Consider the following 11,961-nt stretch of genomic DNA (forward strand, 5'->3'; position numbering starts at 1 on the left):
GGCGTCGGCCCGGAGTCGGAAGCGGGGTGCGGCGCGCGTACGCCTCGGGTCGCACGGGCTCCCCTACGGGACGGACGGGCCAAGTCAGCGGCGGAATGGAAACAATTGTTTCCACGGGCTCCCCTACGGGACGGACGGACCTCCCCCCGGAACCCCGCGACCCCCGCCCCGTAAAACCATTCGCGCCCGTCCCCCGCCCCCGGTACACTCGCCGGTCTGCCCGCCTCCCGCACCGTGGTACCGGCGGCCCCGAGGGGCCTCGCCGGCAGCCGGGGGAGCGCCGCCGACCGGACGGAAACCGGCCGACAACCGTACGTGCGTCCCCGTACGTACCAGTGATCGATCCCCGAGCGGACCGCGTACCCCAGGGCGACGCGGTCCGCCGTCCTGCGTTGAATGCCGGAGGCGACACCGTGCCCGCGCACAAATTCGAGAGCGACACCACCACCGACCCCCTCGCCCATGAGCGCGCCCATCTCGCGGCGTCCCGCGCCGCGTTGCGCGCCATGCGGGAGGACGCCCAGAACCTGGACATCCGCGACGTCACGGCGAACTGGGTGAACGCGGCCGTGCTGCAGGCGCAGATCGACGAGCGGATCAAGTCGCTCGCGGACCTCGCGCACACCCCGCTGTTCTTCGGACGCCTGGACTACCTGCACGTCGTCGGGGCGGAGCAGGCCGAGGGCGCCGAGGGCGAGCAGTTCTACATCGGGCGCCGCCATGTGCACGACGCGGTGGGCGATCCGATGGTGATCGACTGGCGTGCGCCGGTCTCGCAGCCGTTCTACCGGGCGTCCCGCAAGGACCCGCTGGACGTGGGCCGCAGGCGCCGGTTCGGTTACACGGGCGGCGACCTGACCGCGTACGAGGACGAGCACCTGACCGACCCCGCGGAGGCCGAGCAGACCAGCAAGCTGCTCCAGGCGGAGATCGAGCGGCCGCGCGTCGGTCCCATGCGGGACATCGTGGCGACGATCCAGCCGGAGCAGGACGAGATCGTCCGCAGCGAGCTGGGCGGCACGGTCTGCGTGCAGGGAGGGCCCGGCACCGGGAAGACGGCCGTGGGCCTGCACCGGGTGGCGTATCTGCTGTACGCGCACCGCGAGCGCCTGGCCCGCACCGGGACCCTGGTCGTGGGGCCGAACCGGTCGTTCCTGCACTACATCGAGCAGGTGCTGCCGGCCCTCGGTGAGCTGGAGGTGAAGCAGGCGACCGTCGAGGACCTGGTGACCGCGCGGATCGAGGTCCGGGGCACGGACGAGGCGACGGCCGCCGTCGTGAAGGGCGACGCGCGGATGGCGGAGGTGCTGCGGCGGGCGCTCCGGTCGCACGTGAAGCCGCCGACGGAGTCGGTGATGGTGGTGCGCGGCTCGCGGCGCTGGCGGGTTCCGGCGTACGAGATCGAGGAGATGGTCCAGGAGCTGCTGGCCCGCGACATGCGGTACGGCGCCGCGCACGAGGCACTGCCGCAGCGCATCGCGCACGCCGTGCTGGTGCGGATGGAGCAGGCGGGCGAGGCGCCCGACGACCGGGTGCAGAACGCGGTGGCCCGCAACACGGCGGTGAAGGCGGCCGTGAAGGCGATCTGGCCGGCGGTCGACCCGGCCAAGCTGGTGCTGCGGCTGCTGTCCGACCCGGAGTTCCTGGCGGAGCACGCCAAGGGGCTGCTGTCCGAGGACGAGCAGAAGGCGATCCTGTGGACCAGGCCCGCCCGCAGTGTGAAGAGCGCGAAGTGGTCGGCGGCGGACGCGGTGCTGATCGACGAGGCGGCCGACCTGGTGTCGCGTACGCACTCGCTGGGCCATGTCGTGATCGACGAGGCGCAGGACCTCTCCCCCATGCAGTACCGGGCGGTCGGGCGGCGCTGCTCGACCGGTTCGGCCACCGTCCTCGGTGACCTGGCGCAGGGCACGACGCCGTGGTCGACGCAGAGCTGGGAGCAGGCGCTGCACCACCTGGGCAAGGCGGACGCGGTGGTGGAGGAGCTGACGGCCGGTTTCCGTGTGCCGCGCGATGTGATCGCGTACGCCTCCCGGCTGCTCCCGGTGATCTCGCCGGGGCTCACGCCGGTGGAGTCGGTGCGTGAGTCGCCCGGTTCGCTGTCCGTGCGGGAGGTGGCGGACGCGGCGGCGCTGGACGCGGCGGTGGTCGCGGCGTGCGAGGAGTCGCTGGGCCACGAGGGGTCGATCGGCCTGATCGCCGCCGACGCCCGCGTCCCGGCCCTGGCCGACGCGCTGACGGCGGCCGGGCACACCTACCTCTCCCCCGGTCGGGAGACGACCGCGGAGACCCGGCTGACCCTGGTCCCGGCGTCGCTGGCGAAGGGCCTGGAGTACGACTACGTGGTGCTGGACGAACCGGCGGCCGTGGTCGACGGGGAGCCGGACGAGCGCACGGGCCTGCGCCGGCTGTACGTGGCGCTGACCCGTGCGGTCTCCGGGCTGACGGTGCTTCACTCGGCGCCGCTGCCGCAGGAGTTGGTGTAAGGGAGGAGCGGGGGCGGGGGGACCCTGGTCCACCCCCGCCCCCGTCCGGTCATCCGGCCGCGCAGGCCCGCCCGTTGAGCTTCACCGTGCCCGGGTCGGCCACCGGGCCCGTGGTGCTGCTGTTGAAGCCGAAGTCGACGGACGCCCCGGGTGCGAGGGTCCGGTTCCAGGACAGCGGCGCGGCCGTCACCGTCCGTCCGTACTGGGTGAGTTCGGCGCTCCAGGTGTGGCTGAGCCGCTGGTCGCCGGGCAGCAGCCAGGTCAGGGACCAGGGGGTGACGGCTTCGGTGCCGGTGTTCTTCACCGTGACCGTGGTGGTCGAGCCGGTGCTCCACGGGTGCGAGGAGTACGTGATCTCGCAGGCGCGGTCCGGTCCGGTGGCGTCGCCCGCGTCGTCCAGGTAGGAGGCGATGTAGGCCAGCGGCGCGTTCCAGTTGATGGCGACCTCGTTGGTGGCGTACGAGCCGTTGTCGTCGAGGTAGCACATGGCGGCGGCGCAGCCCTTGAGCTTCTGCGCGGCATCCGGGTCGCCCGAGGTGGGGGCGGTGAGGTTGGGGCCGCCCGCGAGGGAGCCGGCCGGCGGGTGCGGCAGGGACGGGTCGGACTGGTGCGCCCAGAACCGGTGGTGCTGGTTCTGCGAGGAGCGCTCGCCGTAGCCGGTGACGTAGGACTGGTTGAGCGGGTTGCGCCCGAACAGGTAGTCCGCGCCGCGCAGGACGGCGTCCCGGTAGCCGGGCTCGCCGGTGAGGTCGGCGGCGGTGGCCAGCACGATCATGTTGTTGAGCACCTGGCTGTTGGAGCCCCAGGTGTAGTTCTGGTCCTTGGGGGCGTACGGCACCCCGTACAGCTGGTCCTCGGTCTGCGCCTCGTAGCGGTCGGCGGCCGTGGTGACGACGGAGCGCACGTCGGCGAGCTGGGCGGCCGTCAGGTCGTTGGGCACGGTGGCCAGGGTCAGCACGCCGAGCCCGGCGGTCTCGCCCCACCACATGCCGCCGTCGGCGGGGAAGGCCTCGTCGGCGTCGCCGTGCAGCGGCGAGTCGAGCAGGGCCTGCCGGTAGGTGTCCTTACCGGTCGTCGTGAACAGCTCGGCGGCGGCCCAGTAGAACTCGTCGCGCACGTCGTTGTCCTCGTACGTGCCTCCTCCGACACCGTCGGCCGGGCTGGCGAGCACGGCCGGGTGCGCCTTGGCGGCGGCCCACGCCGTCTCGGCGGCGGTACGGCACTGGGCCGCGAAGTCCGCGTCGAAGGGGGCGTAGAGCCGGGCGCACTGGGCGGCGGTCGCGGCGAGGTTGAGGGTGGCGGCGGTGGTCGGCGGGTGCAGTTCGCGCTGCTCCGGGTCGAGTTCGGGCCGCATCGGCAGGCCGGTCCAGTTGGCGTCGTGCACCTTGTGGTGGGCCATGCCGGCCAGCGGCTGCCCGGCCGGGACCTGCATGCGCATCAGGAAGTCCAGCTCCCAGCGCGCCTCGTCGAGGATGTCGGGCACGTCGTTGCCGTGCTCGGGCACCCGCAGCGCGCCGTCGCCCAGCTCGGCGGCCTCGGCGCCGTCGGCGGTCAGGGTGCGCTCGTAGGTGTCCATCAGCTCGGCGACCGCGATGCCGCCGTTCACGACGTACTTGCCGTGGTCCCCGGCGTCGTACCAGCCGCCCCGCACGTCGAGCCGGTAGTCGCAGACGCCCGCCTGGCACGGCACGTCCGTGTCGCCCTTGTTGGGCGCCACCCCCAGGTGGCCGGCCGGGCGCGCGTACTCCTCGCCGACGAGGTCCGCGTCGATCGCGATGCCGCTGCGGTTCTGGTAGAAGTACGCGAGCGAGTCGGAGCGCAGGCCGTCGTAGAGGTCCGCGCGGATCGAGAAGGGCTCGCTGACCTGCCCGTCCGCCTCGACCGTGAAGCCGTCGCCGGTGGCGGTGGCGTCGCTGAAGTCGAAGGTGTGCACGTTCTGCCGGGAGGTCGGGTCCTCGCCCTTCGGCACGGTCGTGCCGCTCGCGGCCGTCGAGCCGTCGGCCGCCTTCAGTTTCCACGGCAGCGGGTCGGTCGCGTCGGTGACCAGGGTGCCGGTCTTGGGGCCCTTGGGCAGATAGCCGACCTGGTTGACGCGGACGGGCGAGCCGGTGTCGGGCTCGTACACGGGCGGCTCGGCGCCCCCGCGCAGCGACACGTCGTCCACGCAGAAGGTGGCCGCCGCCGCGCCCCCGCCGATCTGGAAGGCGAGCTGGGCGGCGTCCCGGTCGGCGGTCGCGGTGAAGACATGGGTGAACGGGGTGGCCTCGGCGCCGATCAGGTCGGTCTCGGCGAGGTCGGTGGTGTAGGGCTCCGTCGCCATCTGCACGTTGGTGTGGATGGACAGCGGCGCGGTCGAACTGGCCGTGTACGTCAGGGTGTACGTCTCCCCCGCGACGAGCGGGATGTCGTTCTGCCCGATGATCGTGTCCCACGGGTTGGCGGTCCCCGCCGGCGCGTCGGCGCAGAGCCGCCCGTCGACGACCGCGACCGGCGCGTTGGCCGTCGACCACCAGGGGGCGGTCCCGGCGGAGAAGTCGCCGTTGGTGATCTGCTCCGGGGCGGGGTCGCCGTCGGCGGCGACGGCACCGGGGGCCGTGAGGATGCCGCCGCAGAGCGCGGCGGCGGCCAGTGCACCGAGCGCACGGCGTCTGCGCCGGGTGGAGGGGGGTGGGGAGGCGTTCACCGGGGGCCTTTCGTCGTGGGGACGGAAGAAAGCGTGATGGGAGCGCTCCCACGACAGACGGGCATGCCGGGGAGGCGCGCCATGGGAGCGTTCCCATCACCGCGAGGCCATTGTGGGGCGGGGGGTGGGTGTTGCGCCAGGGTCATGACAGGGCGGCGTTCCGCCGCGTCGCGGGGCGGCGGCGGAATTCCAGCCTCTCCGGCGATCGAGGAGCGGCGCCCGCGACAACGGGCAGAGGCGAAACCAAGCCCCTCCGGGGATCGAGGAGCGGGGTCCGGGGCAGCACCCCCGCGCCCGCGCCCCGCCACGGGCGCACCCGGAGGCACCACGCCCCCCCCGGGGCCCCAGCGCCTAGCGGTCGAGCACCGCCCGCCACTCCCGCACCGCATCCGCGTCCACCGGCCCCGACCAGCCCCCGGGCCGCGCGGCGCCGCCGATGTGGACGGCGTCGATGCCGGCGGCCAGAAGCTCCGGCAGGTGCTCCAGGCGGAGGCCGCCCCCACGAGAAATCCGCGGCTCGCACCCCGGCTCGCCCGCCCACCCCGCCTCGGCCACCAACGTGGGTATCCCCGCGTCCACCCCCGGCCCGGTCGACCCGGTCAACGCCCTGGACGGACATGCCCGACCGGCCTCGCCCACCGGTCCTCAGCCCGGCGAGACGAAGCCGGACTCGTATGCCGCGATGACCGCCTGAGTGCGGTCCCGTGCGCCGAGTTTCGCCAGTACGGAGCTGACGTGCGACTTCACGGTCTCGGTCCCCACCACCAGACGCGCGGCGATCTCCGCGTTCGAGAGCCCTCGCGCCATGAGACGCAGCACCTCCCCCTCCCGCTCGGTCAGTGCGGCACGCTCCATGGCGAGCCGGGCACCGGTATTGACGTGGTCCTGGCCGTAGGAGGAAGCCAGCTGCCGCACGGCCGCCGGGAACAACAGTGAGTCGCCCTCGGCCACCAACCGTACGGCGTGCACGATCTCCGCCGGCCGGGCCCGCTTGAGCAGGAAGCCGTCGGCTCCCGCGCGCAGCGCCCCGTACACGTACTCGTCGTTCTCAAAGGTCGTCACCACCAGGATCTTCGGCGGGTCCGGCACGGTGCGCAGCACCGCACGCGTGGCCTCGATGCCGTCCATCAGCGGCATGCGTACGTCCATGACGACGACGTCGGGGCGCAGTTGCCGTACCAAGGGGATCACGGCGGCCCCGTCGGCGGCCTCACCCACCACTTCGATGTCCGGCCGGGCCTCCAGCACGGCGCGCAGCCCGACGCGCACGAGCGGCTCGTCGTCAACCAGGAGAACGGTGAGCGGCATCCGGTCAGCCTAGGTCAGCTACAGCGGCAGATCGACGCGCAGCAGCCATTGACCGCCCTGCCGTCCCGCCTCGGCCTCGCCCCCGAGCAGCGCGGCACGCTCACGGATGCCGCGCAGCCCTCTGCCACCGCCCGTGCCGGCCACCGGCGCCGGATCGGGCAACGGATTACGCACCTCGAGCCGCAGCCGCGCCGCCTCCACGATGATGCGCACACCGATACGTACGGGGCCCGCGTGCCGCAGCACGTTGGTGAGGGCTTCCTGAAGCATCCGGTAGACCTCGCGGGAGACCGGCCCCGGAAGGTGCTCCAACGGCCCGGTCACTTCGGCGTCGACCTGCGCTCCCGAGGACCGTGCGGAATCCAGCAGACGGGCCGCCTCGTCAAGAGCCGGACGCGCGCCGGCCGGCCGTCCCGTCTCGCGCAGAACGAGCAGGACGCGGTCCAGATCCTCCAGGGCGGCCCGTCCCGTCTCCTCGATGGCCTCCAGGGCCCGGTCGGTGAAATCCGGGTCACCCGCCGCCCGGGCGGCACCGGCCTGCACCACGGCCAGCGTCAGCGCGTGGCCGAGCGTGTCGTGCAACTCCCGCGCGATTTCGTTGCGTTCAAGCAGCTGCTCGGTGCGCTTCTCCAACTCGGCCAGCCGCTCCTTGACCGAAGGCCCGAGCAGTCGGCGGGCAGCCCGGGCCATCAGCGCCCCCGCCCCGGCGGCCACCATGACCAGCACCAGCACGGGCAACGGTGCCAGCAGGACGTACACCCAGTCCGCACCCGGAACGTACGGCAGCGGTCCGGCCGGGCCGGAATCCCCTGCTGCCGCCCCGGCAAGCGACAGCGCGAGCGTCAGCAAGGCGTTGGTCAGGAGCGCGAGGGCGAGCCCTGCTTCCAGCCGCAGGACCAGCCAGGCACCGGTTCGCGTCCGGTCGGCCAGCGAAGCGGAGAACACGGTGGAAACGCCGGGGTCCTCGTCATTCCTCACGCGTGCGTGCGGCCCGGGAAACAGCATCAGCCGCGCCTGCAGCCCCTCCGCGTGACGGACCGAGGGCACCATGCCGGCGGCCAGGGCCAGGGGGACGGGAAGGGCCGCGACCAGCAACCAGTCGTGCGGCGACGGGTTGCCCAGCCCCGGATAGACCAGGGCGCAGGCGAGCGGCACGATCGCGCCCACCAGCACGTGCAGCCAGCGGGTGTAGGTCACCGCGCGTGTCAGCGGCAGCAGGAAGCCCAGCATGCCGACATCGTGACAGAGCAGCGGGGGCCGCTGTCTCCCCCGTGCGGGGGAGACGCTCTCCCCGGCCGGGGGATGTCCGCACGCGCTCGCCCGGCCACGCTGAGGCCATGACCAGCATCGATGTCGAAGAGCTCACCAAGGAGCACAGCGGTACCCGGGCCGTCGACCGTCTGACGTGCAGCATCGAACCGGGCCGGGTCACCGGGTTCCTCGGACCCAACGGCGCCGGCAAGTCCACCACCATGCGCCTCGTCCTCGGCCTGGACCGCCCCACCTCCGGCACCGCCACGGTCGGCGGCCACCCCTATGCGACGCTGCGCGAGCCCCTGCGCACCGTCGGCACCCTTTTGGACGCGCAAGCAGCTCACGGTTCCCGCACCGCCCGGGACCATCTGCGCTTCCTCGCCGTCAGCAACTGCCTCCCGGTACGCCGCGTGGACGAGGTCCTTCAGGGCACCGGTCTCACCGCTGTCGCACACCGCCGGATCAGAACCTTCTCGCTCGGCATGCGCCAGCGGCTCGGCATCGCCGCCGCGCTTCTGGGGGATCCACCCGTCCTCATGCTGGACGAGCCCACCAACGGCCTCGACCCGGAAGGGATCATCTGGATCCGCCACTTGCTGCGCCGGCTCGCCCGCGAAGGCCGCACGGTCCTGGTCTCCAGCCACCTCATGAACGAGACCGCAGCTTTCGCCGACCATCTCGTCGTCCTCGGCAAGGGCCGGCTCCTCGCCGACATCCCGACCCAGGACTTCATCGAGCAGCACAGCCACCCACGTGTACGTGTACGCACCAGTGACCCCGGCCGACTGCGGGCCGCTCTGCCGGACCTGGGACACACGGTCGCGGAAGACGATGACGGCCGCTGGGTCATCGACGGCGCCACGGCTGAACAGATCGGGGCCGCCGCAGCCCGCGCGGGCGTTCCCGTCCTCGAACTCACCGACGTACGAGCTTCCTTGGAGCAGGCATACCTCGCTCTCACGGCCGCCGATGCGGAATTCGCAGCCGTAGACCCCGCGCTCCCGACCACTCACCGGAGGGCCTGACCATGCCCGTCACCGCGGTACTCCACTCCGAGTGGATCAAAATCAGGTCGATCCGGGCGAGCTTCGGATCACTCCTCGCGATCTTCGCCGCCACGCTGGCCATCACCCTGCTCGTCTTCGCCACCGTGGGCCGCGCGGAGGCGGAAGGAAGCGAGGACCCCGTCTTCGGAGCCTTCTACGCGATCAACTTCGCGCAGATCGCCGCGATCGCCTTCGGGGCCACCACCGTATCCTCCGAGTACGCGGGCGGCGCTCTCCGGATCTCCCTGTCGGCGGTGCCGCGCCGGGGTCTCTTCTACGCGGCCAAGACTGCGGTCGTGGCCACGGCCGCCCTCGTCGTGGGACTCGCTACCACGTTCGCCACCTTCTTCGGGGGCCAGGCGTTCCTGGGAACGTACGCCATCGGCCTCGGTGAGCCGGGAGCCCTGCGGGCCTGCGTCGGCGGGGGGATCTACCTCGCCCTGATGGCCTTGTTCGCCACGGGGCTCACTTTCCTCCTGCGCAGCGCCGTCGCGGTGCTCAGCCTGCTCATCCCCTTCATCCTGATCGTGTCCTTCGTGGTCGGAGGCATCGCCGAGGGTGCCGCCGCCTTTCTTCCCGACCGCGCCGGACAACAAATCCTGCACCAGACCCCGGCAGGAGACCTCGGCCCTTGGACAGGTATCGCCGTGACCGCGCTGTGGGCAGCAGCCGCGCTCGCGTCCGGTTGGTGGGCAATGCACCGACGCGACGCCTGAAACACGAAACGGCCACTCACCCCCCGCCCGCCAATCCCAGCCACGCCGTCAATCCCAGCCACGCCGCCAGATCAAGCCCCTCCGGCGCCTGAGGAGCGGGGTCCGGCGGCAGCGCCCCCAAAACCACGGCGCGGCGCGCAGACGGCAAACCCACCCCGCCAGCTCCAGCCCCTCCGGCGCTTGAGGAGCGGGGGTACGGGGGCAGCGCCCCCGGGACCACAGCACGCAACGGGGCGCAGCAGGCCCTCCGCCCGAGGGCTACGCGTCGAGCACCGCCCGCCACTCCCGTACCGCCTCCGCGTCCACCGGCCCGGCCCAGCCACCCGGCCGCGCCGCGCCGCCGATGTGGACGGCGTCGATGCCGGCGGCCAGGAGCGCCGGCAGATGCTCCAGCCGCAACCCGCCCCCGACGAGGATCTGCGGCTCGTAGCCCGGCTCCCCCGCGCGGCCCGCCTCGGCCACCAGCGTCGGGATGCCCGCGTCCACCCCGGCCGGGGAGCCCGCCGTGAGGTACGTGTCCAGTCCCGGCAGGTCCGCGAGCGCCTTGCGCAGGGCGTCCCGGTCGGCGGCGTGGTCGATCGCGCGGTGGAAGGTCCAGGGGCGGCCCTCCAGTTCGGCGACGAGCCGTTCGACCGCCACCAGGTCGGGGTGGCCGCCCGCGTCCAGGAAGCCGAGTACGAACTCCTCCGCGCCCTCGGACCGCAGCTCGCGGGCCTTGCGTACGAGTACGTCGATGTCGCCGGCCGCGAAGCCGTCGGCGACCCTGAGCATCACGCGCAGCGGGATGTCCACCGCGGCCCGGATCGCCGCGAAGGTCGCGCGGGACGGGGTGAGGCCGTCCGCCGCCATGTCGGTGACCAGCTCAAGCCGGTCCGCACCACCCGCCTGGGCGGCGACCGCGTCCTCCGCGTCGAGAGCGATCACCTCCAGGACTGCACGGTTGCTCATGGGAACCCAATCCTCCAGGAAACAGCTACAGGTCTAGTCCAATGGCCCAGCCTACGGGGCGGTAGGCGGGGGCGCAGCCCTCACCGTGAACGTGAAGATACGCGAGGCCGGACGCGCGACGGGCGACCACCGGCGGGCGGTCCGGGCGCCACCGGGGGCCGCCCTTGCCTCTCGATAGGGGGTGGGGGTATACATGGAGAGAGGAAGAGATACCCCTAGGGGGTATGAAGCGGCCGATTGAGGAGGGCCCCGTGTCCACGCAGACCGCAGCCACCACCGGCGCCACCGGAACCGTCCCCGCCGCAGAGGTCGAGCTCGCCATCGGGGGCATGACGTGCGCGTCGTGCGCGGCCCGTATCGAGAAGAAGCTCAACCGGATGGACGGCGTCACCGCCACCGTCAACTACGCCACCGAGAAGGCCCGCGTCCGCTACGACGGCGCCGGCGTCTCCGTACCGGACCTCATCGCCACGGTCGAGCGGACCGGCTACACCGCGCACGAGCCCGCTCCCCCGGCGCGCGCCGCCGAGGACGCGGCCGCGTCCCCCGTCCGGGAGGCGGACGCGCTGCGGCAGCGGCTGGTCACGGCCGTGCTCCTCGCCGTGCCGGTGATCGCGATGTCGATGATCCCCCGGCTCCAGTTCGACAACTGGCAGTGGCTGGCCCTGACCCTCACCGCGCCCGTGGTCACGTATGCCGCCTGGCCGTTCCACCGCGCCGCGTGGACCAACGCCCGGCACGGCGCGGCGACGATGGACACGCTGATCTCGCTCGGCACCTCCGCCGCGTTCCTGTGGTCGGTGTGGGCGCTGTTCTTCGGCACCGCCGGGATGACCGGCATGACGCATCCCTTCGAGCTGACCATCGGCCGCGGCGACGGCGCCGGGAACATATACCTGGAAGCGGCGTCGGGCGTCACCGCGTTCATCCTCGCCGGGCGGTACTTCGAGGCCCGCTCCAAGCGGAAGGCGGGTGCCGCGCTGCGGGCGCTGCTCGAACTGGGCGCCAAGGAGGTCACCGTCCTGCGCGCCGGCCGCGAGGTCACCGTGGACACGGCGGACCTCCGGGTCGGCGACCGCTTCCTGGTCCGGCCGGGCGAGAAGATCGCGACGGACGGCGTGGTCGTCGAGGGCTCGTCCGCCGTGGACGCCTCCATGCTCACCGGCGAGTCCGTCCCCGTGGAGGCCGGCGTCGGCGACACGGTGACCGGTGCGACGCTCAACGTCTCCGGCCGGCTCGTCGTCGAGGCGACCCGCGTGGGCGCGGACACCCAGCTGGCCCGGATGGCGAAGCTCGTCGAGGACGCGCAGAACGGCAAGGCGGCGGCGCAGCGGCTGGCCGACCGGATCTCGGCGGTGTTCGTGCCCGTGGTCATCGCGCTCGCGCTGGGCACGCTGGGCTTCTGGCTGGCCGACGGGGCGGGGCTGACGGCGGCGTTCACGGCGGCGGTGGCCGTCCTGATCATCGCCTGCCCCTGCGCCCTGGGCCTGGCCACACCCACCGCCCTCATGGTCGGCACC

8 protein-coding genes and 1 pseudogene are annotated in these 11,961 nt (G+C 72.9%); 4 read left to right on the plus strand and 5 right to left on the minus strand.

Translation table 11 applies throughout. The features are described from left to right. Positions 1 to 413 precede the first annotated feature (413 nt). Positions 414 to 2,486, plus strand: coding sequence for a UvrD-helicase domain-containing protein (locus ABZ564_RS09425; protein ID WP_360852147.1), 2,073 nt, complete (start codon positions 414 to 416; stop codon positions 2,484 to 2,486). A gap of 49 nt (positions 2,487 to 2,535) precedes the next feature. Here ABZ564_RS09425 and ABZ564_RS09430 read toward each other — a convergent pair whose 3' ends face one another. The 4 genes and pseudogenes from ABZ564_RS09430 to ABZ564_RS09445 form a co-directional block, all read right to left on the minus strand. After that, complete coding sequence (locus ABZ564_RS09430; RefSeq protein ID WP_360852150.1) at positions 2,536 to 5,169, minus strand: glycoside hydrolase family 9 protein; 2,634 nt, start codon at positions 5,167 to 5,169, stop codon at positions 2,536 to 2,538. 351 nt (positions 5,170 to 5,520) lie between these two features. Next, a pseudogene (locus tag ABZ564_RS09435) lies at positions 5,521 to 5,751 on the minus strand (copper homeostasis protein CutC); the annotation flags it as partial. Positions 5,752 to 5,814: 63 nt separating this feature from the next. Further along, complete coding sequence (locus ABZ564_RS09440) at positions 5,815 to 6,477, minus strand: response regulator transcription factor (RefSeq protein WP_360852153.1); 663 nt, start codon at positions 6,475 to 6,477, stop codon at positions 5,815 to 5,817. Between the two features lie 18 nt (positions 6,478 to 6,495). Further along, positions 6,496 to 7,707: a histidine kinase gene (locus ABZ564_RS09445; protein WP_360852157.1), complete on the minus strand. Its 1,212-nt coding sequence runs from the start codon at positions 7,705 to 7,707 to the stop codon at positions 6,496 to 6,498. 107 nt (positions 7,708 to 7,814) lie between these two features. On the opposite strand from ABZ564_RS09445, the gene ABZ564_RS09450 reads away from it, so the two are divergent. Beyond that, complete coding sequence (locus tag ABZ564_RS09450) at positions 7,815 to 8,756, plus strand: ATP-binding cassette domain-containing protein (RefSeq protein ID WP_360852161.1); 942 nt, start codon at positions 7,815 to 7,817, stop codon at positions 8,754 to 8,756. A 2-nt stretch (positions 8,757 to 8,758) separates the two neighbouring features. Continuing rightward, the gene (locus tag ABZ564_RS09455; RefSeq protein WP_360852164.1) at positions 8,759 to 9,493 is read left to right on the plus strand and encodes an ABC transporter permease; all 735 of its coding nucleotides are present in this window, start codon (positions 8,759 to 8,761) and stop codon (positions 9,491 to 9,493) included. A 258-nt stretch (positions 9,494 to 9,751) separates the two neighbouring features. On the opposite strand, the gene ABZ564_RS09460 is transcribed toward ABZ564_RS09455, so the two are convergent. After that, positions 9,752 to 10,441, minus strand: coding sequence for a copper homeostasis protein CutC (locus ABZ564_RS09460; RefSeq protein ID WP_360852167.1), 690 nt, complete (start codon positions 10,439 to 10,441; stop codon positions 9,752 to 9,754). A 251-nt stretch (positions 10,442 to 10,692) separates the two neighbouring features. Between ABZ564_RS09460 and ABZ564_RS09465 the strand changes: the two genes are divergently transcribed. Beyond that, the coding region (locus tag ABZ564_RS09465; RefSeq protein ID WP_360852170.1) for a heavy metal translocating P-type ATPase at positions 10,693 to 11,961 on the plus strand (1,269 nt) is incomplete at its 3' end.

The organism is Streptomyces sp. NPDC019224 (assembly GCF_040632605.1).
Classification (GTDB): domain Bacteria; phylum Actinomycetota; class Actinomycetes; order Streptomycetales; family Streptomycetaceae; genus Streptomyces.

Coding starts and splice junctions, on each gene's coding strand:
- ABZ564_RS09440 (WP_360852153.1), bottom strand. CDS start 6,477: ATGCCGCTCACCGTTCTCCTGGTTGACGACGAGCCGCTCGTGCGCGTC.
- ABZ564_RS09445 (WP_360852157.1), bottom strand. CDS start 7,707: ATGCTGGGCTTCCTGCTGCCGCTGACACGCGCGGTGACCTACACCCGC.
- ABZ564_RS09450 (WP_360852161.1), top strand. CDS start 7,815: ATGACCAGCATCGATGTCGAAGAGCTCACCAAGGAGCACAGCGGTACC.
- ABZ564_RS09455 (WP_360852164.1), top strand. CDS start 8,759: ATGCCCGTCACCGCGGTACTCCACTCCGAGTGGATCAAAATCAGGTCG.
- ABZ564_RS09460 (WP_360852167.1), bottom strand. CDS start 10,441: ATGAGCAACCGTGCAGTCCTGGAGGTGATCGCTCTCGACGCGGAGGAC.